We start from the raw sequence: 25,474 nt of genomic DNA on the forward strand, positions 1-25,474 counted from the left end.
AGGAGACTGCTGATGCACCACCAAGGGATCGGCGGCTGGCTGGCCAAGCGCCGACTCAAGTCACCGGAGCAGATCGCGCTCGTCCACGGCGAGCAGGCGACCATGACGTACCGGCAGCTCGCCGACGCCACGGACGGTGTCGCGGCGGCGCTGCGGCACCTCGGCGTCGGCAAGGGGGACACGGTCGCGTACCTGGGCGAGAACAGCCCCGAGTTCCTCCAGGTGATGTTCGGGACCACGCGGCTGGGTGCCGCCTTCGTGCCGGTCAACACCCGGCTGGCCGCACCCGAGATCACTCACGTGCTCAGCGACAGCGGTGCCCGGGTGCTGGTCCACGACCCCGAGTTCACCGCCCGGGTGGCCTCGGTCGCGGCGGCGTCCCGGCCGTCGCACGTGGTGCCGACCGGCCCCGGGAGCGCGGAGGCCCCGGGCCTCGATCGGCTGGCCGAGACCGCGCCCCGGGACGACGCGCCCGTTCGGATCACCATGCGGGACCCGGCCGCGATCGTCTACACCTCGGGCACGACCGGGCGGGCCAAGGGCGCCGTGCTGACCCACGGCAACCTGACCTGGACGGCGCTGAACTGCATCGTCGACTACGACGTGGTGTCCACCGACATCGCCCTGATGATCTCGCCGCTGTTCCACGTCGCCTCGCTCGGCATGGGCGCGCTGCCGATCCTCCTCAAGGGCGGCACCCTGGTGCTGGAGAAGGGTTTCGAGCCGGGACGCGCGCTCGCCCAGATCGCGCGGCACGGCGTCACCATGCTCAGCGGTGTGCCGACCACCTTCCAGCTGATGGCCGACCACCCGGACTGGGCCACCACCGACCTGTCCACCCTGGGCAAGCTCACCTGCGGAGGCTCGGCGGTGCCGGTCCGGGTGCTCAACGCGTACGAGGAGCGGGGCCTGTCGTTCTCGCAGGGGTACGGCATGACCGAGGCGTCACCGGGAGCCACCTCGCTGCCGCCGGCCATGACCCGGGCGAAGCAGGGCAGCGTGGGCCTGCCGCACTTCTTCACCGAGGTACGCGTCGCCGACACCAACGGCGGTCCGGCTCCCGCCGGCAGCATCGGCGAGATCGAGATCGCCGGCCCGAACGTGTTCCGGGGCTACCACCGGATGCCCGAGGCGACGGCCGGCGCGTTCACCACGGACGGCTGGTTCCGCTCCGGGGATCTCGGCTACCTGGACGACGACGGCTACCTGCACATCGCGGGCCGCCTCAAAGACATGATCATCTCGGGTGGGGAGAACATCTACCCGGCCGAGATCGAGCTGCTGCTCGGCGAGATCGACGGGGTGACCGGCGTGGCGGTCATCGGCGTCCCGGACGAGCGCTGGGGTGAGGTGCCCTGGGCGATCATGACGATCCGCGCGGGTGTCGCCGTGGACGTCGACACCGTCCGCGACTTCCTGGACGGCAAGGTGGCCCGTTACAAGCTGCCCAAGAACGTGGTCATCGTGAACGAACTGCCGCGGACCGCGTCGGGGAAGGTGCGGAAGGCGGACCTGCGGAGCCGCTTCGGCGGGTGGTGGCAGCGCGAGTGGTGACCAGCGCGGCGAACTCCGCGGCGGAGGCGTCAGCCAACCGTTCGTGCATCCGTCGGTAGACCTGCGTCGACCGGGCGGCCGGCCACTGCGCGTCCATGAACTCGCGCGGTAGTCGCGGATCGGCGCGCAGCAACGCGAGCCAGTCCGCCACCAGCATCGTGCGGACGGTGAGCGCGCTGGGCGCCTGCGTGGCCGCGTCCGGGTCCTCCCACACCTCGATGAACGCCAGGTGCTCGCGCCGGATCGCCTCGATGTCCCAGGCGGCCCGGACGCTCTCGGCGATCGGGAACCCGGCCAGTTCACGGGCGTGGAAGGCGATCACCGTGTTCGGCGGCAGGTCTCGGCACAACGGCTCCAGCGACCCGGCGAGGTCGACCTCGCCGGGTGCCAGCCACAGCCCGTCGCGCAGCGGCGCGAAGCCCTCCCAGGTCAGCGTGGACCGCAGCCGGTGACGTAGGGTCCGCTGCCCCTCCGGGATGGTGAACGTGACGAGGGTCCAGCCGGTGCCCTGCGGATCGAACGGGCGCGGGCCACGGACCCGCTCGGTCGCCTCGCGCAGCACCGCCACGCCGTGCTCGGTCAGCGAGAACTGGATCTCCCGGCCGCTCTTGCTGCGGGCGAGGATGCCGGTCTGCACGAGCCGGTCGAGGGTGGCCCGGGTCGCCGGGGCGGCGACGCCCGCCCCCTCCAGCACCCCGATCAGGACACTGGCGCGAACCGGCCCCGGATCGTCGTCGACGACGTGTTCACCGAAGAACGCGAGCAGCAGTTGCTTCGGCTGACGACTGCGCACAGTCCTCCCTCTCGGACGGCTCCGACCTGGCGACGGTCACGGGGCGACGGTCTGGGCGCCCTTGGCGCGCCGGATCTGGTCGTAGACGTGGGTCCGCAGCTCCGTGAAGCGGGGTAGCGCGCGAGTCGTGATCTGGTCACGCTCCGGCGGCAGGTCGATGGCGAGATCCTCCTGCACCCAGGTCGGCGACTTGGACAATACTAGAACCCGTTCGCCCAGGTAGACCGACTCGTCGATGTCATGTGTAACGAAGACGATCGATATCTTGCGGGTCGTGTGCAGCTCCCGGACCAGGTCCTCCAGGTCCGCGCGGGTCTGGGCGTCGACCGCCGCGAACGGCTCGTCCATGATCAGCACTTCCGGCTCGTACGCGACCGCCCGGGCGATCGCCACCCGCTGCTGCATGCCGCCGGAGAGCTGCCAGGGGTGGCTGCGGGCGGCATGCCCGAGGCCCACCGCCTCGATGGCGTCGGTGACCAGCCGCTCGCGTGCCGCCCGGGACAACTTCTTGTGCCGCAACGGCAGTTCGACGTTGCCCCGCACGGTCAGCCACGGATAGAGGCTGCGGCCGTACTCCTGGAAGACGACGGCCATGGCGGGACTCGGGCCGGTCACCGGCGTCCCGTGCATCTCGACCAGGCCGCCGGTGGGCCGCAGCAGCCCGGCCAGGCACTTCAGCAGCGTGGTCTTGCCGCAGCCGGAGGGGCCGACGATGCAGACGAGTTCACCGGCGGCCATGGTGAAGCTGACGTCCCCGATCGCCTCGACGTCGCCGGACGCGGACTCGTACACCTTCCGCAGGTGCTCCACCTTGAGCAACATGTCCCGCTCAGGCACGGTTGACCTCCCTGATTCCGTGGTACCAACGCAGCACCCGCCGTTCGACGACACCGAAGGTCGCGGCGAGCAGGACGCCGACGAGGCCGAGCAGGAGGATGCCGCTCCACATCTCGGCGATGAGGTAGTTCCGCTGGAAGTACGCGATCCGGTAGCCCAACCCGGCGGACGAGGCGAACATCTCCGAGATCACCATCAGGATCAACGCCACCGAGAGCCCCTGCCGGACGCCGGCCATGATGCGCGGGCTCGCCGCCGGCAGCACGAGGAAGCGCAGCCGCTCCCACCAGGTGATCCGGAACGAGTCGGCGGTCTCGGACATGACGCTGTCGGTGGCCCGGACACCGTCGATGGTGTTCAGCAGGATCGGCCAGACTGCGCCGGAGACGATGACCACCACCTTCATCGTGTCGGTGATGCCCAGCAGCAGCATCACCACCGGGATCAGCACCGGCGGCGGGATGGCCCGGAAGAACTCCAGCAGCGGCTCCAGCAGTTCGCTCAGCCACCGGAACAGTCCGATGAGCGTGCCGAGGGCGACGCCGATCACGATCGACGCGGCGATGCCGAGCACGAGTCGATAGAGGCTGGGCAGCACGTCGTGGACGAAGGCGGGGCCGACCCAGGTCTCCCGGAACGCCTCGCCGATGGTGAGCGGGCCGGGGAAGAACCGGTTCGTCGACACCGTCGACGCCGCACCCCAGACCACCAGGAGCAGGAAGGGCAGCCCGAGCGAGTAGAGGAAGCCCGACGCGACGCGGGACGCGACATCACGCCCGCGCGGCCGGGCGGCGATCCGTTCGGCGCGCGCGGTCATCGGGGCTCCTCCCCACGGACGGACTGGTGCCAGGACAGTGAACGCCGCTCGACGAACCGGAAGACGAGGTTCACCAGCAGCCCGAGCAGGCCGGTGACCACCACCAGGGCGTACAGGCCGACCGCGTCACCGGCGGAGCGGGACAGCTCGATCATCCGTCCCAACCCGGGGTTGCCGATCACCATCTCCGAGGTGATGGCGAGGATGAGCGCCACCGCCGCACCCAGCCGGACACCCGTCATCAGGTACGGCAGGGTGGTCGGCAGGACGAGATAGGTCAGGCGCTCGCGCCGGGTGAGCCGGAAGCTGCGCGCGGTGTCCCGGGCCACCGCATCGACGTCCGCCACCCCATAGATGACCTGCACGAACACCTGCCAGAAGGAGGCGTAGATGATGATCACGAGCGCGGCCTTCATCTGGATGCCGAACATCAGCACGGCCAGCGGGATGAGTGCCACCGAAGGGATCGGGCGCAGGAACTCGACCATCGTGTGGGTCGCGCGACGTAGGACGGGCACCAGCCCGACAAGGGTGCCCAGGACGACCGCGGCGACCGTCGCCACGGTCAGCCCGATCGCCCACGAGGTCATGGTGTGACCGAGCCGCCGCCAGAAGGCGACGTCGCGGAACTCCTCGGCGAGCCGGACCAGCACGTCCGTGACGTACGGCAGGTACTGCGAGTTGACCAGCCCGAGCGTCGGCACCAACTGCCAGACGACGAGGAATCCCACCAGACCTGCGGCGCCCAGCAGCACCTTGCGTGGCGGGCGGGTCCGCCGGATGGATGACACGTGCATGTCGCTCCCGTGGTCGGCGGCGACGCCCTCCCCGGCGGTCGGCCGGGAAGGGCGGGACCGCGAGGGCTACTGCTGCTGGATGAGACGGTCGAAGTTCGGCTGCCGATCGAGCACCTGGTACTTGCCGGCGAGCGTGGCGAGCGTGGTCAGGCTCTCCCGGTCCAGGTCCCAGCCGAACTCCGGCAGTCGTACCGAGTCCGCCACCGGCTCGGGAAGCTGCAAATTGTCCTTGATGGCCTGCCGGACGTCCGCCTCGTTGGCGGGGTCCTGCGCCCACTGGAGCGTCTCCTTCATCGCCGTCGAGAAGGCGGCGATCAGCTCGGCGTCGGACTCGGTCCGCTCCTTCGTGGTGATCGTGGTCAGCGTGGCGAGCCCCGGGACGACCTCCTGGTAGGGCGCGACCACGAAGGCGTCCCCCCGGCCGCGCAGTTGCGTGACGAACGGCTCCGGCACCCAGGCGGCGTCGATGTTGCCGGCCTCCAGTTGCGCCGGCGCGTCCGGGAACGCGACCTCGACGAACCTGATGGTGGACGGGTCACCGCCGTCCTTCTCCACCGCGGCCATGATGGTCACGTCACCGGCGGCGCCCAGACTGTTCACCGACACCCGCTTCCCGGCGAGTTCGGCGGGCCGGGTGATGCCCGATGCCTTCGACGCCACCACCGCGTTGATGTCGTCGCCCTCGGCGTACGAGGACGCGTAGTTGCCGATCATCACCACGCCGAGATCCTGCAGGTCGGCCCGGAACGGACCGAACGGCTGGCCGATGGCGAACTCGATGTCACCGTTGATCAGCGCCGGGATCGCCTGGGCGCCGCCCTGCGCGGGCAGCACCTCGACCCCCAGCCCGTGCTTGGCGAAGATGCCCGCCTTGATGCCGCCCCACAGCGCGGCGGTCTCGGTGATGGGCAGCGCCGCGACCCGCACCTGGCGCAGGTCGCCGTCGGACGGCTCGGTGCCGGTCGCGTCGGAGTCGGTACATGCGGTGAGGGCGATCGCGACGGCGGCGACCAACCCGAAAGTGATGACCTTCTTCATGGACGGGGCCCTTCCTGGGCGGGGGCGGTGGGGTGCGTCGACACGGCGGATGCCTCGAAGGTGCGGACGCGTTCGGGTGTGAGTGGGGTCACCCTGCCGTGGTGGCCATGTTCAGTCACCCGAGCACCAGATGTCAAGAATTTCTGACGCCCGTCATGAATAGGTTGAATATTGCGGTGGTGTCCCGTCCAACGCGCGGGTCAGCTCGGTACGTGACCGCACACCGAGCCGGTGGAACACGTTGCGCAGGTGGTGGTCGACGGTCCGGGTGGACAGGAACATCCGACCGGCGATCTCCCGGTTGGTGGCGCCCTCGGCGACCAGCCGCGCGATGCGGAGTTGCTGGCCGGTGAGCAGCCGTTCGGCCGGGCGCTGCGGCACACCGACCGACTCCCCCGCCGCCCGCAGTTCGGCCGTCGCCTGCTCGGCCCAGGTCTGCGCGCCGAGCAGCACGAACGCCTGCCGGGCGCGGTGCAGGTACGCCCGGGCGTCACGCGGTCGACGGCGACGCCGCAACTCCCGGCCGAACAGCAGCTCGGTGCGGGCCCGCTCGAAGGTGGCGACGTCGGCCGGATGCAGTCGCAGGGCGGCCCGGAACAGTTCCTCGGCCTCGGCGCTGCCCCGAGGCGCCAGCAGCGCGTGGCACCGCGCGGACAGCGCCCGCCGCGACGAGCTGGCCGTACTGCCGACCCAGCGGTCGAAGACCGCCAGCGCGGCACGGGCCTGCGCGGGCCGGTCGGCGCCCACGGCGGCCTCCACCAGGTGCGGCGTGGCCATCACCTGCACCAGGACCTGGCCCCGGCCGGTGCCCGGGCAGGCCAGCGCGGCGAGCCGGTCGGCGGCGTCGGCGTACCGGCCGTCCACCAGGTCGAGCACGGACAACGCCCACTGGGCCAGCGCGTACGGGCGGCTGCCCGGCGCGGCGCTGTCCCCGATCTCGGCCACGTACCGCAGGCCGGCGTCCCGGTCGGCGCGGACCGCGGCGAGCACGGCGAGCAGACCGAGATGCACCCCGGCGCTGGCATGCTGGTCACCGGAGCGGGCCAGCAGCAACCCCTCGCGGCAACTGCGTGCCGCCGCGTCGTGCCGGCCCAACCAGTACTCGCTCATCGCCCGCAGTTCCAGGGCGCGCGGCAGCAGGCACACCTCGCCCCGGGTCCGGGCCAGTTCCACCGCGCGGTCGGCGAGCTGATGTGCGGCGGCGTCCACCGCCACCAGCAGGCCGGCGACGGCCGCGCCGGTCAGCGCGGTCGGGGTGAGGGCGACGCCGGACCGGCCGCCCAGGACGACCGCCCGGCGCAGCAGCGGCCCACCGCGCGCGTGTTCGCCCCGCAGTGTCGCGGCGACCCCGGCGACCAGGGTGGTCAGTAGTTCCGCCTCCGGGTCGTCGGTGTCGCGACGCATCGCGGCCGGGTGGCGGGCCACCTCGGCGTAGCGGTACTGCTCCCCGGCGAAGCACACCGCCTCGCCGGCCCGCAGCAGGGCGAGCCGGGCCGCCGCGCGATCGGTGCCGGTCAGCGCGTCGGCGGCGGCCAGCAGCACGGGCAGCGCGGTGGACGGCGTGCCGCAACGCAGCCGTATCTCGCCGCGCAGCAGGGCGGACCGGCCGCCGAGAGCGACCTCCCGGGGCGTGACCGGCCCACCGACCCCGGTGCCCTCCGACGGGTCGGGCAGCGCCCGCAGCAGGGCGCGGGCCTGGCCGGTGCACCCGATCGTCCAGGCATGACGGGCGGCGGCGAGCCGCCGCTCGGCGGCCAGCGCCGGGTCGTCGGTCAACTCGGCGGCCCGGGCCAGTGCCGCCGCCGTGTCGACCGAGTACCCGCCGTCGTCGGCGACCGCCACCAGGTCGGCGGCCAGCACCGGGTCCGGGGCGTCGGTGGCGGCGGCCCGGTGCAGCGCGCGCCGCAGCCGCTGACCGGGGGCACCGCACGCGGCGGCGAGAAGCAGGTGCGCCGTCCGCCGCTCGGTCGCCGAGGCGGTGGCCTCGACCATCGTGCGGGCGAGCGGTCGGGGGAAGGTGACGTCACCGTACGGGCCGGTCCGCACCAGCCCCGCCGCCTCGGCCGGGGCCAGCGCCTCGACGGCCGTACCGGCGGTCCGGGCGGCTCGGGCCAGCACGCCGGAGCCGATGTCGGCGGCGAGCGCGGTCAGCAGCAGGACGCGGCGGGTGTCGGCGGGCAGCCGGTCCAGCATGGTCCGGTACGCGCGGCCGAGGTTGCCGTCTGCGGGCGGCGCGCCGGGCAGCGGCTCCCGCCCGAGCCACTGGCCCCGGGTGAGCGCGTCGGCCAGGTCCACCAGGGCCTGGGGATTGCCGGCGCCGATCGCGGCCAGCCTGGCGAGCACCGAGTCCGGCGGTGGTCCGGGGCACCGGGCGGCGAGCAGCGCACGACTGGCGGTCTCGTCCAGCGGCGGCAGCCGACGGCTGGGAATCCCGGCCAGCGGGCTGCCGTCACCGGCGGTGAGCAGGAGCGTGACCGGCAGGTGCCGCAGCCGCCGGGCCACGAAGGCCAGGACCCGGGCGGTCGGCGCGTCCCCGGTGTCCAGGTCGTCCATGGTGCACAGCAGCGGGCGCTCCCGCGCGGCACGGCCCAGCAGTCCGAGGACGGCCATGGTGAGGGTGAGCCGGTCGCCGTCGCCGCATCCGTCCCCGGTCAGCGCGCGGTGCAGTACCCGACGCTGCCGCTCGGGCAGGTCGGCGGCGTGGTCGCGGACCGGATCGAGCAGCCGTTGCAGGCCCGCGTAGGGCAGTTCGGCCTCGTCGGCCAGTCCGGCCGCGCTGAGCACCGTCCGGTCGTCGGCGTGCCGGTGGGCGTACGCCAGCAGGGTGCTCCGGCCGGCGCCGGGCTCGCCGTGCAGCAGCAGGGCCGCCCCCGGTGGTGTCGCGAGCAGGTCCCGGATCTGCCGACACTCGTATTGCCGACCGCAGATGAAGGTTATTTGCACTCGTGATGCATTAACCATGCATCGAGTCTCGCCCACGTCGGGCGGCTTGGAAAGGGGGATCAGGCTTCGGCGACGGTCCTGAACAGGGCCTCCACGGTGCGGGTCAACACGGCGCGGGCGGCGTCCACGCCGAGACCAAGCCCGTCGCGCAGCGTCGACCAGGCCGGCCAGGTGCTCGCCGCCACCACGGCATGGACCAGTTGCTCCCGACCGGCACCGGCGCGCGCCAGCTCGGCGGCGAACAACTCCTCGACCTCGTCGCGTACCCGGGCCAGGTGCTTGAGCCGGTTGCGGCGCAGTTGCGCGGAGAACGGCTCGCGCATCTGGGCGGCCCGCGCCGCCGGTGCGATGAGTTGCAGCAGCTTCGCCCGCTGCCGGCAGTACGCGTCCACCCGCTTGGCCAGCGGCAACGTCGGCGAGATCGGCCGCCAGGCGGCGTCCTGCTGGCGCAGCAGCTCCCGGCCGCTCGCCTCGAACAGGGTCTCCATGTCCTTGAAGTTGGTCCAGAGCGTCCGCAACGAGATCCCGGCCCGCTCGGCGATGCGCTCACCGGTCGGGCGCAGGTCACCCTCGGAGATCAGGGCGAGGTGCGCCTCCACGATGGCCGCCCGGGTGCGCTCGGCCCGGGCGGTCCGCCCGTCGACGCGGCCTGTCGCCTCGGCCGCCGTCGGTGTCGCCGCCCGACCCGCTGCCTCGGCCCTGCCCATCCGCGCCCGCCTCCCCCACCGTCACGTTCCGTTGTGCGAGCCGAGTCTAGACGCGTGCCACGGCGGGGGTTTGCGCCCGATATGCCACACGGATCGACCGGTCGGCGGCCCGGGGCCGCCGGCCGTGACCGCGCCGGTGTTCGTCGCGTCAGTGCGGGCAGGTGGTGCGGTACTCCTCGACGGCCAGGCCGCTCGGCCCGGGGCAGAGGAACTGCTCGTATCGGGTGTCGTCGTCGACGAACCGCTTGAGCCAGGCCACCGCCTGCTTGGCGGTCGGCGTGTTCACCGTGTTCGGGAAGAAGTGCCCGGCGTTGTTCAGCTCCAGGTACGCCTTCTCCGCCGAGGCCGGGATGCTGGTGTAGAACGGCTCGGAGTGCGAGGCGACCGGAGCGGTGCTGTCGCTCTCCCCGCCGATGATCAGCGTCGGCACCCGCAGGTTCGACCAGTTCTTGGTCAGGTTCCAGGGTGCCAGCGGCACTGCGGCCTGCAACGACGGTCGACTCGCAGCGGCCTCCAGGCTGCCACCGCCGCCCATCGAGTGACCGGCCACCGCCAGCCGACCCGCGTCGATCCGGCCGCGTACCGAGCTGCGCTGGGTCAGGTAGTCCAGCGCGGCCAGGAGTTGGCGCCCCCGGCTGGCCGGCTGGTCGAGACGGGTGATGGTGTCGATGCCGATCACCACGAACCCGTGCGAGGCGATCCGGGGGCCGAGCCAGTCCAGGCTCGACCAGGAGGCGGTGTAGCCGGGCGAGATGGCGACCGCGCCGAAGGTGCCCTCGCTGGTGCTGGTCGGGTAGTAGATCACGCCGCCGCCGAAGCCGCTGACGCTCAACGAGGAGACGCTCGTCGAGGAGGTGGCGAACGGGCCTCGGCTCGCCTCCAGGATCGCGTCGGTCGGCGCCGGCCCGCGCTCGTACGGGCTGGCGGCCTGGGCGGGCGCGGCGGTGGCGACGAGGCCACCGGTGGCGGCCAGTACGGCGGCCGCCGCCAGCCGGGCCACCAGGGTCGCGGAACGGGAACGGGAACGGGTGGTGGTGGATGATCGCACGTCGGGCACTCCCTCGGTCCGGGGCGGTATCGACTGCGATCAGTGTTCGAGATGTCCGACCAGCAGCGCATCGGCAAAATCACCAGTCACCGGGGTCGCCGGTGGACGGTGTCCACCGGCGACCCCGGCCCGGTTCACCGCACCGTGCAGAGCGTGCCGTTGAGCCGGAAGGCGGTCGGCGTCACGTTCGGGCCGCTGTACGCCCCGACGAACCCGGCGGTGACCGTGCCCCCGGCCGGAATCCGGCGGTTGTCGTCGGTGCCGGTCACCCGCACGGCGGTGCCGACCTGTTCCCAGTTCGCGTTCCAGCCGCTGCTCACCTGCTGCCAACTCGTCGGCCAGGTCCAGGTCAACGTCCAGCCGTCGACCGCACCCGCCCCGGTGTTCGCCACCTCGACGTCGGCCACGTAACCGTTGCCCCAGTCCGTGGTGCGGGCGAACCGGACGGCGCAGGTGCTGCTCGCCGGGCTGCCGGTGGTGAAGGTGAGCGGCGGGGACGCCCAGGAGACCCGGCCCGCGGTGTCGCGGGTCAGCACGTTGACCGTGTACCGGGCGCCGGGGACGAGGTTGTCCACGGTGAGGCTGGTGCCCGAGGTTTCCCCGAGCTGTTCGCTGACCGCACCGTGCTGCCGGTACACCTCGTACTTGGCGATCGGGGCGGCGCCCCGGGTGGCCGCCGGCCAGGAGATGGTCGCGCTGCGGTGGGTGACGTCGTCGACCGTGGGTCGGCCGGGCGCCCCCGGCTGACCGCCCGGCGCGGCGGCCGGACGCACCACGAGCGTGGTCAGCGAGTACGGCGGCAGCGTCCGGCTGGTCGCGCTGCCGGTCTGCGCGGTGGCGACGGCGGTGGCACCGTTGGTGTGGGTGTGCACCGTGGGCGCGGCGGCCGACGGCGCGAACCCGGCGTAGTCGATGCTGACCTCCCGCGCGTTGTCCGGGTCCTTGTTGATCAGCAGCACCGCGACCTCACCGTTGGCCCGGCGTACCGCGTGCGCGGCGACCAGCGGATCACTGGTGCCGGCCCGGACGAACTGGTCGCCGGTACGCGCGAACCGGCTCATCATGGTCAGCCCGTGGTACGACGCGAAGGGCGTGTTCAGCGGCGGCTCGCAGACCGACCCGTCCGAGGTGCAGGTGCCGCTGGAGAGCATCCCGAAGTCGCCGTAGTCGGTCTGCCCCGCCACGGTCGTCACCTTGCCGATGCCGTTGCGGACGTTCCACCACTGCACGGTGAAGACCCCGTTGGCCAGCAACCCGCTGTAGGCGTCGGCCAGGAACAACGCGGCCGGTTGGCTGGTCATCCCCTCGGCGGTCACGTTCACCTCGGTGAGGCTGATGCCGATGCGGTCCGCGTCCGGTCCGGCGTACCGGCTGATCTGCTGCCGGAGCAGGTGCACCGCGTCGGTGATGTGGCTGGTCCGGGGCAGCGACTCGGCCGGGCTGCCGCCCGGGTACCAGTGCACGTCGACGAAGTCGATCTTCGGTCCGGCGATCGACAGCACGGTCTGGTTCCAGGGGCCCGGGTCCGCTCCGGCGGTCAGCCCGTCGGGCCAGTTCGCCGGCATGGTCAGCACCGCGCCGACCTTGATGTCCGGGTCGACGGCCTTCATCGCGTCGGCGTACTCGACCACCAGGTTCGCGTAGTAGGTGGCGCTCTTGTCCGGGTGCTCGTCGGCCTCCCAGGCCGAGCCGTAGTGACCGTTGCCGTAGTTCTCGTTGCCGACCGCCCAGTAGCGGGCGTCGTACCCCTTGGTCACGTTGGCGTAGCGCACCCACTCGGCCGCCTCCTGCGGCGTGCCGGTGCCGTAGTTCGCGATGATCATCGGCTGGGCGCCGGCCCGGCGTACCCCGGCCATGAAGGTGTCGAAGTCGGTGTTCGGCGCGACGTACCCGCCCGGTGCGGTGTGGTCACGCCAGTGGTAGATGTCGGCGTACGAACCGCCGGGGTACCGCATCATCTGCACGCCGGCCGCGCGCAGCAGGTCCGACGTCTCGGTGGTGCCCAACTGCGAGTCCCAGATGGCGTGGTTCACGCCGAGGGCGGTGTCCGGCACGGCGGCCAGCCCGGCCCGCGCGTTCACCGTCACCGCCACCGGTGTCGTCGCCGCGCCGACGCTGGGCGGCGCGACACCGAGCAGCGCGCCGGTGGCGAGCAGCAGGCTCGCCGCCAGGGCCGCCCGGCCGCGCCGGGAGAGTCGCAACGGCGGGTTCAGGGGTCGAACACCGTGCCTGTTCGAGATGGTCATGGTCGTCCTTCGTGTGTTCACGGCGGCGACCCGCCCGGCCCGGCGTCCGAGGCAGGCAGCCTCGGACGCGGGCGGACGCCACGACATCAGCTCGTCCGCCGCCTCCCGGGAGGCCGTGGCGGCTCCGGGTGCCCCTGAGGCGACGGTCAGCACGCTCGCGCGACCGGCATCGACGCATCAGAATCCCACACGCTCCGACGTGGACTCAACGACGCGCCGAACCGATCCGGTGGCGAGCCTGCGGTCAGGCCACCTCGGGGGTGGCCCGGTCGATGATCGCGGCGAAGTCGACGCCGGCCGGCAGGGTGCCGTACGCGTGCCCCCGGTCGACGCCGAGGCGGGAGGCGCAGAAGGCGTCGGCGACGGCCGGATGACCGTGGCGCACCAGCAGCGCGCCCTGCAACACCAGGGCCAACTGCTCGACCACCCGACGGGCCCGCACCTCCAGGTCCGCCGGGTCGTCCAGGGCGACCTGGAGCTGGTGCACCGCGGCGTCGAGCCGGGAGTCCACACCGGTGGCCATGCCCACCTCGGCCTCGAACGCCGCCCGCACCTCGGGCTGCCCGGCCAGCGCCCGCAGCACGTCCAGCGCGGCGACGTTGCCGGATCCCTCCCAGATCGAGTTCAGCGGCGACTCGCGGAACAGCCGGGGCATCCCGGACTCCTCGACGTAACCGTTGCCGCCCAGGCACTCCAGCGCCTCGGCGGCGTGCCCCGGCCACCGCTTGCAGACCCAGTACTTGCCGACGGCCAGGGCGATCCGCTTGAACGCGGTCTCCACCGCGTCACCCCGCACCGAGCGGTCCGTCGCCCCGGCGAGGCGCATCATCAGCACGGTCGCCGCCTCGGACTCCACCGCGAGGTCGGCCAGGACGTTACGCATCAGCGGCTGGTCGGCCAGGTACCGGCCGAAGACCTGCCGGTGCGCGGCATGGTGCGCGGCGGTGATCACACCCTGCCGCATCCCGGCCGCCGCGCCGATCACGCAGTCCAGCCGGGTCAGGTTGACCATGTCGATGATGGTGCGGACACCCCGCCCCTCGTCCCCGACCCGCCAGGCGACCGCGTCGTCGTACTCGACCTCGGCGGAGGCGTTGGACCGGTTGCCGAGCTTGTCCTTGAGGCGCATCAGCCGCATCGGGTTGCGGGTGCCGTCCGGCAGCACCCGGGGCACCAGGAAGCAGGTCAGCCCGTCCGGCGCCTGGGCCAGGGTGAGGAACAGGTCGCTCATCGGCGCCGAGGTGAACCACTTGTGCCCGACCAGCCGATAGCTGCCGTCCGCCTGCGGGCGCGCGGCGGTGGTGTTCGCGCGGACGTCGGAACCGCCCTGCTTCTCCGTCATCGACATGCCCGCCAGCAGCCCCCGCTTGCCCAGCGGCTCGCGCAGCCCGAAGTCGTACACCCGTGCGGTGAGCAACGGCTCGTAGCGGTCGGCCAGCTCCGGCGCGTGTCGCAGCGCCGGCACCACGGCGTAGGTCATCGAGATCGGGCACCCGTGACCGGCGTCCGGCCGCCAGGTGTAGAACTTCGCCGCCCGCGCGACGTGTGCGCCGACGCGCGGGTCGGCCCAGGGCGCGGCGTGCAGCCCGTGGCCGACGGCGGTGCGCATCAGCTCGTGCCAGGACGGGTGGAACTCCACCTCGTCGACCCGACGGCCGTAGCGGTCGTGGGTGCGCAGCGCGGGCGGGTGTTCGTTGGCCAGCCGGCCGTGCTCGGCGGCGGCCTCGCCGCCCGCCAGTCGGCCGAGTTCACGCAGGTCGGCCGTTGCCCACTCGGCGCCCTCTCGGGCCAGCCCGGCCAGCAGCGCCGGGTCGTCGGCGACGTCGTGGCCGATCAACGGCGGGACCTGGTTGAACACCTCGTGCGTGGCCACGTGCGGAACTCCCCTCGGCGGTGCGGGCGCGAACCATCATCCAGTCTCCACCAGCGCAGGCCGGAAACCCCGAGCGTGGCCGGTCAGCGCCGCAGGGCCGGCGAGGTCAGGGCCACCAGCCCGGCCACCGCCAGCACCCCGGCGCAGCCGTGCAGCACCGTCGAGACCCGCGCGGCCTCGGCGAGCGAGCCGAGCAGGTTGGTGGTCAGCAGCAGCGGCAGGCTCTGCACGAGCACCAGCACGGACTGCACCCGGGCCAGGTGCGTGACCGGGGCGGCGGCCAGGATCAGCGGGCCGATGTGGGTGGCGAAGAGTCCGGCCCCCGCGCCGACCGCCACCCCGGCCGCCACCGCCGACTCCGGCGAGCCGCCCGCCGCCAGCGCGGCCACTCCGGCGGCGGCCACCAGCAGTCCGGTGGCGGCCGCCCGGCCGGCGCGGGGCAGTGCGCCACGGGCCAGCACCGTCACCGCGGCGGTGGCCGTACCCAGCGCCACCGCTGCGACGACGGCACCGGTGACCTGCGGCGACCACACCCGCTCCCGGGCCAGCAGCGGCACGAGCAGCGAGGAGACCGGCAACAGGAAGCCTGCGGCGACACCGGTGAGCAGCAGCGCGGGACGCAGGGCACCGTGCGACGAGACGACCCGTACCCCGTCCAGACAGGCCCGCCACAGCGACTGCGCCGGATCCGAGGGCGGGTCCGTGCCCGCACGGGCTCGTCGGTCCGCCGCCCGCGGCTGCGCCGACCGACCTGCCCGCGACCGCAGGGCCAGCAGAACCGACAGCATCACCAGGCAGGTCACGGCGTTGGTCAGGGCCGCACCGGCCAACCCGGCCCCGGCCAGCAGCAGACCGCCCAGCGACGGCCCGGCGAGCAGAGCGAGTTGGCCGGCGAGTTGGCGGGCCGACATCGCGCGAGCCAGCGCGGCCGGCGGCACGAGACGACGGGGCATCGAGCCCGTGCTGGGCAGATAGAAGGCGTCCACGACCCCGATGGCCACGGCGGCGAGCAGCAGCGGTAGCCGTGGGTCGGTCGAGGACCACGCGGCGGCGGCCAGCGCCACGGTCACCGCGACCATCACCGCGTCCGACGCGACCATGACCCGCCAGGCACCGACCCGGTCGGCCACCGCGCCGCCCACCAGCAGCAACAGCGCGCGGGGCAGGTTGATCGCGGTCAGCACCACCGCGGCGAAGCGGCCCCCGTACCCGGCCGCCACCCAGGTCATCGCGAAGGCCATGGCCTGTACGCCGACCAGACTCAACGCGGTCCCGCCGAGCCACGCCCAGTACGCGCCGGGCACCGCCGACCGGCCACCGATCGCCGCAACCACCACAGTCCTCCCCGTCCACCGCCGACGCGCCGGGCCGGCACCGCTGGTCGCGGCACCGGCCGGTGTCCCGGTGAGGCACTGTGCGGCCTCGACCCGGTCGAGGGTCAAGCCGCGCCCTAGTCCCCCAGTTCGGTACGCGGGATCAGGTCGGGCGACCAGGTGAAGCGGTAGCGTTGGTCGGCCACCCCCTCGGCGAAGGCCTTGGTCACCGCCGGGGAACTGACGATCCGCCAGTCCCGCTCCTTGTTCACCTCGAACCAGATCAGCCCGATGATGTCCGCGTGGCGCGGCAGCGACCGGAACGTCTCGGTGATCCACTCGGCCTTGCGTCCCACCATGTCGGAGGCGGCGGTCTCGGTGATGACCAACGGTTTGCCGGTGAAGGTACGGATCTCCTTGATGGTCTCGGCGAAGATCGCGTCGAAAGTGCGGTACTTCGAGAAGGCGCCCATCCCGTAGTAGCCCGACAGCCCCACCCAGTCGACGTAGTCGTCGCCCGGGTAGAGGCCGGCGAGGTCCGGTGTCGAGTTGCTCCACCTGGCGTTCGGGCTCCACACCCAGATCACGTTCGTCGCGCCGGCGGCCTCGAAGAGGTCGTGCACGTGGCGCCAGGCCTCGACGTAGTCGCCCGGCTGGTTGCCGTTGGCCATCTCGCACCACGGGTACCAGTTGCCGTTCATCTCGTGCGCGAACCGGATCGCCACCGGATGGCCGAGCGCCTTGATCCCCTCGGCCCAGGACCGCAGATACCGGTCGAAGTCGCCGCGGGTGATGTGGGACAACCGGTAGTCGGGCTGATTCGAGCGGAGCTTGTCGATCTTATGGCGCTCGGTCCCCTTCTCGCGGGCCTCCTCGTCCAACCGGTAGTCCCACGGTTCCCACGCCAGCATCGGCAGCATGCCGCGGTCGCTGATGCCCTCGAAGAGCGCCGGGTCGAAGGTGTCGGTCGCCCATCCCGAGCCGAAGAGCATCACCTGCGGCTGGTGACGCGCCGCTGCGGTGAAGGCGTCCACCGGCGTGAAGTCGTGCGGCCCCTCCTTGGTCGCGACACCGACGAACGTCTTCCCGGCCGGCGGGAAGACCGCCGCCGGCGGCGACACAGCGGGCGACGGAGCAGCGGTCGCCTCGGCGACCAGGGCCCGGGACGGGTCGGGACGCTCCCCCGCACCGTTCATCGGCGCGATCGCGAAGGCGTAGGCCAGCAGGAGCGCACTCAGCAGCGCCACCGTCACCCGTGGCACGGTCAGCCTCACCATGGCGTCCCCGGTTCCACCGCAACCCGGGCCTTCCCCCGGGCCGTCGGCCGGGCGCGCTCCTCCTGCGCGGTGCCGGGCTCAGCGGGTACGGCCGGCTCGGTCCGGGCCGTCAGGCGCGACCCGAGTGCGATCAGCGGCGGGCCCAGGCCGGTCAGGATGGTCAGGATCGGCCACACCCGGAGCAACGTGAAGTCGTTGTCCAGCGCGAAACTGGCGGCGAGCAGGCCGGCGGCGGCGGCCGCCCAGCACAGGTGCAGGCGAAAGGTGCCCAGCGACTCGGTGGTGCGCAACCGGCCCTTCGCGGTGACCACGAAGCCGAGCTTTCGGCGCAGCAGCGCACCGAAGCCGGCGGCGACGTAGATCGGACCCGCGAAGAGCGCCAGTGCCATGCCGACCAGGCCGATCTCCTCCCGCTCGTGGGGCGCGATGTTGAATCGGCGCAGCCAGAGCCACAGCAGAAACCAGGTGCCGATGGTCGAGCCCCAGAGCACCGACCACACGGCGACGTCGAGTCGGGCCGCGCTGACCCCGGTGAGCAGGTACATGGCCGTCGCGAAGTTGCCCAGCAACAGGCTGACCGCCACGCTCGGGTAGTAGAACTGGAGCAGCCGGTACTGCCAGCGCCGCCGGGAGCGCAGTTCGCGCGGCGCGCGCAACTCGGGACGGACCAGGATCTCGCAGATGCCGGCCGCCCAACGCTTCTGCTGGTTGAAGTAGTCGGCCCAGGACGTCGGACCCTCACCGATGGCGACCACGTCCGGGGTGTAGACACCCTTCCACTGGTTCTCCGTCTGCGGATTCCTCGCGGCGTGGATCCGGATGCTGGTCAGGTGGTCCTCGATGATCGAATCCTGGTAGCCGCCGACGCTACGCCAGGCCGCCGGACGGTACAGGTGGCCGGTGCCGGTGAGCAGCGGCGCGTCCAACCCGTTGCCGCCGCGGGCGATGAGCCCGTTGTACAGGTACTGCTGCACCGAAGCGCCGTGGGCGACCAGGTTCTGGTGCATGTTGCCGTAGACCTGCGGCGTCACCACGAAGGCCACGTCCGGGTCGCGGAAGTAGCCGAGCGTACGTTCCAGGAAGTTCGTCATCGGAACGTGGTCCGGGTCGACGTTGGCGACCACGTCGTACCGGTGCTCGTGCTCGGCCCGCCAGGCGTTGTGGTTGCCGGACTTCGTCCTGGCCCGGAACTCCCCGCTGGGCTGGTTGTACTCCGGCCGTCCGGATCGGCTGAAGTGGCGTACCCCGAGTCGCGCCGCCATCTCCTTCACCGCCGGGTCGTCGCCCTCGTCGAGGATCCAGACGTCGACCCGTCCGCAGTACACGATCTGCCGCATCCGACGCAGGGTCCGCTCGACGACGTCGAGCGGCTCCTTGCTGGGCACGATCGTGGTGAGCAGCGCGACCCGCAGGCCGACCGGCGGATCGACCGGGACCGGGTCTCGGGCGTGGTAGGCGAAGACCCAGACGACCATGTTCTGCGCGAGGCGGATCACCTCGACGCCGACCACCACGCAGAAGCCGAGCCGGGCAGCGGTGGTCTGCCAGGTGCCGAGCCCGGTCACGTCGGACCCCGGTACGTGTCCGGGGAGCAGCAGCCAGCCGACGAGCAGCAGACCGGCCGCGCTGTTGAGCAGCACCAGCAGCGTCAGCATCAACCGCGCGGCGGGCGAGAGTACGTGCCGGAACTCGACGGCCGCCTGCGGATCCCGGGGCGCGACCAGCGGTCCGGCGACCGCCCCGCATCTCGCGTACGCCAGCCGGGCCCGGATGTTGAGCTGGCGACGGTCCGGACGTCGGGCGGGTGGCGGTCGGTCCGGAACGACCACCGGGGATCCACCTCCGGAGCTCGCTTTCGGTGTGGTTCGAGACAGGCGTGTGTCGACGACGACGCCCACGTTGCCTCCCAAGGCTCCGGCCACCGAGGCGGCCACGAAGAACACGAAGAGTTACAGTTGGTCCCGCTCGCTTACCAGCAACGCCAACGTGAGGCCGGTGGGTCGCCAGACCTGCGCCACCTGGTACCGGGTGCGTAGCAGTTGTTCCTTGGCACCGCCGATGGCGTGCACCGGGTCGGTCCGCTCGCCGAGTCGGACCACCCACAGTCGCCGGGTACCGGTCAGGCACCCGGCCACGTCGACACATTCGGCGACCGGAAGCCGGCTGCGGAGGTGTCGCGGACCGGCGGCGAGGACGTCCTGCGGCCGACGGTCGACCGGCAGGTAGTGCGCCACCACGTGCCGGCCGACCCAACCGCCCTCCGGATCGGCGGACCCGTAGACCACCCCGTCACCGGGTTGCAGTCGGCCGTCGATGATCTCCGCGAGCTGCCGGGTGGCCTGCTCGTGCCCGTCGGGCTCCCGCCCCGCGACCTGGATCGGCGCGCCGATCACGACGATCGCCGCCACCACCCCCGCGGCCCACCGCATGCGCACCCTGGCGAGGGCCGCCGCACCGAGCGTGGCCCAGGCGGGCAGCGTGAAGAGCATGAACTGCGGCAGCCAGACCGGTGCCACCTGCGCGACGATCAGCAAGCCGAGCGGCGGCACCACCGCCCAGGTCGTGTAGATGGCGGCGGGATAGCGCATCGGCAGGCTGAACAGCGCCAGCGCGAGCAGCACCACCCCCAGCGCGGTGACACCGAACAGCTCCCTGGGGGTCGCGGCAAGCGCGTCCAGGCTCGGGCTCGACACCCTCGGCAGCCGGCCGCCCTGCCCGATCGCGTGCCACAGTAGCCCGGCGGCGGGCAGCACGCCGACGCCCGCCGCGACGAGCCATCGACCGGTCACGGCACGCCGGAAGGCGAACACCGTCCAGCCGTGACCGACGAGCAGCAGGAGCGCGATCACGTTGCACAGACCCAGCACCACCACCGAACCGGCGTAGAGCGCGAGACGTCCGAACCTCGGCCGGTCGACGGCCGACTGGAGCAGCCAGGAGGCGAGCACCGCGGCGAGCAGGGTCAACGCGTACGGCTGGGCCTCCTGCGCGTACCGGGCCGAGGTCGGCAGCAGGGCGAAGACGACGCCCGCCAGCACGCCGGTGCCCGGCGTGAACAGCCGGGACGCCATCGCCCCGACGAGCGCCGCCGCCCCGGTCATGGCCAGGATCGAGGGTCCGCGCAGCGCGAGGTCGGAGGTGCCGAAGACCTCCGCCCAGCCCCGCACCAGCAGGTGGTACGGCACCACGGTGACGTCGACCGAGCGGAGCAGGGACCAGGTGTCCCGCCAGGACGACGCGGCGCTGCCCCAGGTCGCGAGTTCTTCCAGGCGCAGGCCGGGTGCGCCCGCCCGCACGGCGCCGAGCGCGCCCATCAGCAGCGCCGGCAGCAGCCATGCGGCAACCCGCCACCAGCGGGTGTCGGTCACCGGCCGGACCGGGCCGCCGTCCCGGCCCTCCCCCCAGGGGTCCTCGTCGCTGGCCTCCGGCGACGCGAGCCGGGGCAGGACGATGGTGTCGGCGTCCCTCATCGTGCCCTCACACATCTGGCAGGGGTTCCGTCTTCCAGGAGCGTATTGAGCGGATTTCACCACGAGGTCGATATGCCACAAAAACCGCCAAAACGGTATCGGGGCCCCAAAGAAGGCAATCAGCCGCAGCAGCCGGTCGGCGCCGCCGGTAAGATGCCGCCTCGCGCGGCTGCCGCACCAGACCCGGACGGCGGACGAATGCGGGGCTTCGACGCCCGCCAATCCGAGGCTTGCGCGCCCGTTAACCGCATCGTATTGTTAGCGATAACATCGACATCGCTGCATAACACAGTCGAAACCTCAGACCCGTGGAGACGGGCGAGGGCCGCCCATCGCCGCAGGCAGCACACGATGCACCGCCCGTGTGACGAGGGCCCACCACGGCTCCGCCCACTCCCGCGCGCGCCGAGGTCTCGACGCCTCGACCTCCCGCGGCGACACGGTCTGAACGCACGCCACCGCCTGGGCTCAAGGGCCGCCCCCCAGTCCTTGACGTGCCGGAATCACCTCCCCGTCCCCACCCCGAGAAAGGTCAGCACGATGGCTCTGACTCGACGAGCATTCACACTGGGCGCGATCGCCACCGCCGGGCTCACCGCCTCCGGCCTGGCGATCAATCCGCAGGCCGCATCGGCAGCCACCTACACCGCATACCTGAAGACGTACTTCACCGAGTCACCGAACCAGTCGGCGGCCAACTACGGCCTGCACCTCGCGGTCAGCCGGGACGGTCTGAACTGGTCACCGCTCAACCAGAACAACCCGGTCGTCACCCCGACCGCCGGTGACCTGGGGCTGCGCGACCCGTTCATCTTCCGCAAGCAGGACGGCACCTTCGTGGTCGTCGCCACCGACCTGTTCGGGCTCGACTTCGGCCGCAACAGCCAGTACCTGCACGTGTGGGACTCGACCAACCTGACCAGCTTCACCGGGTACCGACGGATCCAGATGCACACCTACGCCAACGTGCACACCTGGGCACCGACGGTGTTCTGGGACGCCGGACGCGGCCAGTACGCCATCGTCTACTCGGCCAACACCACCACGGACCTGTTCCTGGTGAACTACACCAGCGACTTCCGCACCGTCAGCGCGCCGCAGACCTACTTCAGCCCCGGCTTCCCGGTGCTCGACGCCGACATCCACGTCGACGGTGGTGTGACGTACATGTACTACAAGAACCTGTCCAACGGGAACCTGTACGGCGCCCGGTCGAACACCGGCGCCCCGAACAGCTTCACCACCTACACCGGCGGACTGCGGCAGGGCAACGCGATCGAGGGCGCCCACCTGCTCAAGCGCAACGACGGGTCGGGCTGGTGGCTCTGGGGCGACTCGTTCAGCCCGATCAACAACGACTTCTACCTCTGGGGCACGAGCAACATCGGCGCCAACTCGTGGTCGGTGCTCAACCAGCGCGACTACACGCCGCCGCTGAACTCCAAGCACGGCTCGATCGTCGGCATCACCGAGGCCGAGTACAACGGCGCGGTCAGCCGTTGGGGCCTGCCGAGCTGGGTCCGGTTGAAGTCCTGGAACCTGCCCGACTACTTCGTGCGGCACTCCAACCGGGCGATCCGCATCGACCCGTACCCGTTCGACCCGCACCGCGACCAGATGTGGCGGATGGTGCCCGGCCTCGCCGACTCGGCCGGGGTGTCCTTCGAGTCGATCAACGTGCCCGGCAGCTTCCTGCGGCACAGCGGGTACGTGGCCCGCCTCGACCCCAACGACAACAGCGCGACCTTCCGCGCCGACGCCACGTTCTACCGCACCGCCGGGCTGGCCGACGGCGCCTGGTCGTCGTTCCGCTCGTACAACTTCCCCACGTACTACCTGCGCCACGCCGGTTACGTACTGCGCATCGACCCGCTCAGCTCGTCCTCCAGCGCCGCCGACCGTCAGGACGCCACCTTCCGGGTCACCTCGTGATGCCGTCCCGACAGTGGCCGGGCCGTCGTCCCGGCCCGGCCACCGCCCGCCCGAGTCGCTCCCGTCCCCGCACCCGGAGGCCGTGATGCCCCAACCGTCCCTCAATCGTCGCCATCTTCTCCAGGCGGCCGGCGTGGCGGCCGTTGCCGGCACGATCGGCCCGGTGCTGCGCGGCCAGGCCGCCGGTGCGGCGATCCCACCGGCCCGGCCCGACATCGGCGTCTCCGCGTACGCCTTCGACGCGGGCCAGGTGCGGCTGACCGCCAGCCGGTGGCTGGACAACCAGAACCGGACGCTGAACTACCTGCGCTTCGTGGACGTGAACCGACTGCTCTACAACTTCCGCGCCAACCACCGCCTCTCCACCGGCGGCGCCGCGGCGCTCGGCGGTTGGGAGGCGCCCTCCTTCCCGTTCCGGACCCACTCCCAGGGGCACTTCCTGACCGCCTGGGCGCAGATGTGGGCCGTGCTGGGCGACACCACGTGCCGCGACAAGGCCAACCTGATGGTGGCCGAGCTGGCCAAGTGCCAGGCCAACAACGCGGCGGCCGGGTTCAACACCGGATACCTCTGCGGTTATCCCGAGTCCGACTTCACCGCCGTGGAGAACCGCACGCTCAGCAACGGCAACGTGCCGTACTACACCATCCACAAGACCATGGCCGGGCTGCTCGACGTGTGGCGGCACATCGGCAACACCCAGGCCCGCGACGTGCTGCTGGCGCTCGCCGGCTGGGTCGACTGGCGCACCGGACGGCTCAGCTCCACCCAGATGCAGGCCATGCTGGGCACCGAGTTCGGTGGCATGAACGCGGTGCTGACCGACCTGTACCAGCAGACCGGTGACGCGCGCTGGTTGACCGCCGCCCAGCGCTTCGACCACGCCGCCGTGTTCAACCCCCTCGCCGCCAACTCCGACCAGCTCAACGGGTTGCACGCCAACACCCAGATCCCGAAGTGGATCGGCGCGGCCCGCGAGTTCAAGGCCACCGGCACCACCCGCTACCGCGACATCGCCAGCAACGCCTGGAACCTCACCGTCAACACCCGCACGTATGCGATCGGCGGCAACAGCCAGGCCGAGCACTTCCGCGCGCCGAACGCCATCGCCGGGTATCTGCGCAACGACACCTGCGAGCACTGCAACACCTACAACATGCTCAAGCTGACCCGGGAACTGTGGCTGCTCGACCCGAACCGCGTCGCGTTCTTCGACTTCTACGAGCGGGCCCTGCTCAACCACCTGATCGGCGCGCAGAACCCGGCCGACAACCACGGCCACGTCACCTACTTCACGCCGCTGCAACCGGGTGGCCGCCGGGGGGTCGGCCCGGCGTGGGGCGGCGGCACCTGGAGCACCGACTACAACTCCTTCTGGTGCTGCCAGGGCACCGGCCTGGAGAGCAACACCACCCTGATGGACGCGATCTACTTCCACAACGGCAGCACCCTGACGGTGAACCTGTTCATGCCGTCGGTGTTGACCTGGTCGCAGCGCGGCATCACGGTCACCCAGTCCACCAGCTTCCCAGCGGGTGACACCACCACGCTGACCGTGACCGGCAGCGTCGGCGGGTCGTGGACGATGCGGATCCGCGTTCCGGCGTGGACGCAGGGCGCCACGGTCAGCGTCAACGGCACGGCGCAGAACATCGCCACCACGCCGGGCACGTACGCCGCCCTCACCCGCACCTGGACCTCGGGTGACACGGTGACCGTACGCCTGCCGATGCGGGTGGTTCTGGAGCCGACCAACGACAACCCGACCGTCTCGGCGCTGCGGTACGGCCCGGCGGTGCTCTCCGGCAACTACGGCAACACCGCACTGTCGGCGCTGCCCGCCCTGGTGGCCGGCTCGGTGACCCGGACCAGCAGCACCGCGCTCACCTTCACCGCGACCGCCAACGGGTCGACCGTCAACCTGATCCCGTTCTATGACGCGCACGGCCACAACTACACCGTCTACTGGAGCACCGGCGGCTCGGGCGGCACCGGCGATGCGACGTTCCGGCTGGTCAACGCCGCCAGCGGACTGGTGCTCGGGGTCGAGAACATGTCCACCGCCGACGGCGCTCCCGCCCTACAGTGGGGCGACACCGGCACCGCCGACCACAACTGGCAGCTCGTGGTCGACGGCGCGACGGTGCGGTTCCGCAACGCCAACAGCGGCAAGGTGCTCGGTGTGCAGGACATGTCGACCGCCGACAACGCCCAGGTCCTGCAGTGGGGCGACACCGGCACGGCCGATCACCGGTGGACGGTGGTGGACTCAGGCGACGGGTCCCACAAGATCCGAAACGGACACACCGGCAAGCTGCTGGCCGTCCTCAACGGTTCGACCGCCCAGGGCGCGCGGGTGGTGCAGGACCCGGACAACGGCACGCCGGACAACCAGTGGCGGTTCCTGCCCAACGGCGCGCGGCGGATCCAGAACCTGGCCAGCGGCCTGGTGCTGGGCGTGCAGAACATGTCCACCGCCGACGGTGGTCTGGTGATCCAGTGGGGCGACACCGGCACCGCCGACCACCTCTGGACCGCGCTCGTGGACAGCAACGGCTACCTGCGGTTCCGCAACTCGCACAGCGGCAAGGTGCTGGGCCTGGAGAACAGCGGCACCGGCGCCGGCACGCGGGTGGTGCAGTGGGCCGACAACGGCACGGCGGCCAACCGATGGCGACTGCGGTACGGCTCGGGCGGCGCCTTCCGGATCCAGTCTGGCAACGGCGGACGAGTTCTCGGCGTCAGCGGTTCCTCGTCCGCCCAGGGGGCGCAGATCGTGCTCGCCGACGACAACGGCGGCAACGCGAATCTCTGGCGGTTCGTCTAGCC

Annotated in this window: 17 protein-coding genes; 3 read left to right on the top strand and 14 right to left on the bottom strand. The window is 71.9% G+C overall.

The window, feature by feature from the left end:
• Positions 1-12 precede the first annotated feature (12 nt).
• Complete coding sequence (locus ABT008_RS15210) at positions 13-1,554, top strand: acyl-CoA synthetase (protein ID WP_350696831.1); 1,542 nt, start codon at positions 13-15, stop codon at positions 1,552-1,554.
• Here ABT008_RS15210 and ABT008_RS15215 read toward each other — a convergent pair.
• The 14 genes from ABT008_RS15215 to ABT008_RS15280 form a co-directional block, all read right to left on the bottom strand.
• Positions 1,460-2,347: a PaaX family transcriptional regulator gene (locus ABT008_RS15215; protein ID WP_350696832.1), complete on the bottom strand. Its 888-nt coding sequence runs from the start codon at positions 2,345-2,347 to the stop codon at positions 1,460-1,462. The two genes, ABT008_RS15210 and ABT008_RS15215, sit on opposite strands and share 95 nt — an antisense overlap.
• 36 nt (positions 2,348-2,383) lie before the next feature.
• Positions 2,384-3,184 carry an ABC transporter ATP-binding protein gene (locus ABT008_RS15220; protein ID WP_350696833.1) on the bottom strand — a complete coding sequence of 267 codons (801 nt, stop codon included), beginning with the start codon at positions 3,182-3,184 and terminating at the stop codon, positions 2,384-2,386.
• Positions 3,177-4,001: an ABC transporter permease gene (locus ABT008_RS15225; protein ID WP_350696834.1), complete on the bottom strand. Its 825-nt coding sequence runs from the start codon at positions 3,999-4,001 to the stop codon at positions 3,177-3,179. Before ABT008_RS15225 ends, ABT008_RS15220 begins: the two co-directional genes overlap by 8 nt.
• Positions 3,998-4,798 carry an ABC transporter permease gene (locus ABT008_RS15230; protein WP_350696835.1) on the bottom strand — a complete coding sequence of 267 codons (801 nt, stop codon included), beginning with the start codon at positions 4,796-4,798 and terminating at the stop codon, positions 3,998-4,000. The genes ABT008_RS15225 and ABT008_RS15230 overlap by 4 nt, the downstream gene beginning before the upstream one ends.
• Before the next feature lie 66 nt (positions 4,799-4,864).
• The gene (locus tag ABT008_RS15235) at positions 4,865-5,836 is read right to left on the bottom strand and encodes an ABC transporter substrate-binding protein (protein ID WP_350696836.1); all 972 of its coding nucleotides are present in this window, start codon (positions 5,834-5,836) and stop codon (positions 4,865-4,867) included.
• Between the two features lie 153 nt (positions 5,837-5,989).
• Positions 5,990-8,779, bottom strand: coding sequence for a helix-turn-helix transcriptional regulator (locus ABT008_RS15240; protein ID WP_350696837.1), 2,790 nt, complete (start codon positions 8,777-8,779; stop codon positions 5,990-5,992).
• A gap of 59 nt (positions 8,780-8,838) precedes the next feature.
• On the bottom strand, positions 8,839-9,486 hold the full coding sequence (locus tag ABT008_RS15245; RefSeq protein ID WP_350696838.1) for a TetR/AcrR family transcriptional regulator: 648 nt from the start codon (positions 9,484-9,486) through the stop codon (positions 8,839-8,841).
• Between the two features lie 148 nt (positions 9,487-9,634).
• On the bottom strand, positions 9,635-10,534 hold the full coding sequence (locus ABT008_RS15250) for an alpha/beta hydrolase family protein (RefSeq protein WP_350696839.1): 900 nt from the start codon (positions 10,532-10,534) through the stop codon (positions 9,635-9,637).
• A gap of 134 nt (positions 10,535-10,668) precedes the next feature.
• A complete protein-coding gene (locus tag ABT008_RS15255) occupies positions 10,669-12,780 on the bottom strand; it encodes a cellulose binding domain-containing protein (protein ID WP_350696840.1) in 2,112 nt (703 codons plus the stop codon).
• Between the two features lie 244 nt (positions 12,781-13,024).
• Complete coding sequence (locus tag ABT008_RS15260; RefSeq protein ID WP_350696841.1) at positions 13,025-14,653, bottom strand: acyl-CoA dehydrogenase family protein; 1,629 nt, start codon at positions 14,651-14,653, stop codon at positions 13,025-13,027.
• Positions 14,654-14,736: 83 nt separating this feature from the next.
• Positions 14,737-15,987, bottom strand: coding sequence for an MFS transporter (locus ABT008_RS15265; protein WP_350696842.1), 1,251 nt, complete (start codon positions 15,985-15,987; stop codon positions 14,737-14,739).
• Positions 15,988-16,103: 116 nt separating this feature from the next.
• Positions 16,104-17,243, bottom strand: a complete 1,140-nt coding sequence (locus tag ABT008_RS15270; protein WP_350696843.1) for a glycoside hydrolase family 26 protein — start codon at positions 17,241-17,243, stop codon at positions 16,104-16,106.
• Positions 17,237-19,072, bottom strand: coding sequence for a glycosyltransferase family 2 protein (locus ABT008_RS15275; protein ID WP_350696844.1), 1,836 nt, complete (start codon positions 19,070-19,072; stop codon positions 17,237-17,239). The genes ABT008_RS15270 and ABT008_RS15275 overlap by 7 nt, the downstream gene beginning before the upstream one ends.
• A gap of 120 nt (positions 19,073-19,192) precedes the next feature.
• On the bottom strand, positions 19,193-20,713 hold the full coding sequence (locus tag ABT008_RS15280) for a glycosyltransferase family 39 protein (RefSeq protein WP_350696845.1): 1,521 nt from the start codon (positions 20,711-20,713) through the stop codon (positions 19,193-19,195).
• 540 nt (positions 20,714-21,253) lie between these two features.
• On the opposite strand from ABT008_RS15280, the gene ABT008_RS15285 reads away from it, so the two are divergent.
• Together ABT008_RS15285 and ABT008_RS15290 are read left to right on the top strand one after the other, a co-directional pair.
• Positions 21,254-22,645 (top strand): glycoside hydrolase family 43 protein, encoded by a 1,392-nt coding sequence (locus ABT008_RS15285; RefSeq protein ID WP_350696846.1) that lies wholly within the window; start codon positions 21,254-21,256, stop codon positions 22,643-22,645.
• 85 nt (positions 22,646-22,730) lie between these two features.
• Entirely contained in the window at positions 22,731-25,472 is a 2,742-nt protein-coding gene (locus ABT008_RS15290) for a beta-L-arabinofuranosidase domain-containing protein (RefSeq protein WP_350696847.1), read from the top strand.
• Positions 25,473-25,474 lie beyond the last annotated feature (2 nt).

Origin of the sequence: Micromonospora sp. NPDC002389 (genome assembly GCF_040296095.1) — a bacterium.
Classification (GTDB): Bacteria; Actinomycetota; Actinomycetes; order Mycobacteriales; family Micromonosporaceae; genus Micromonospora.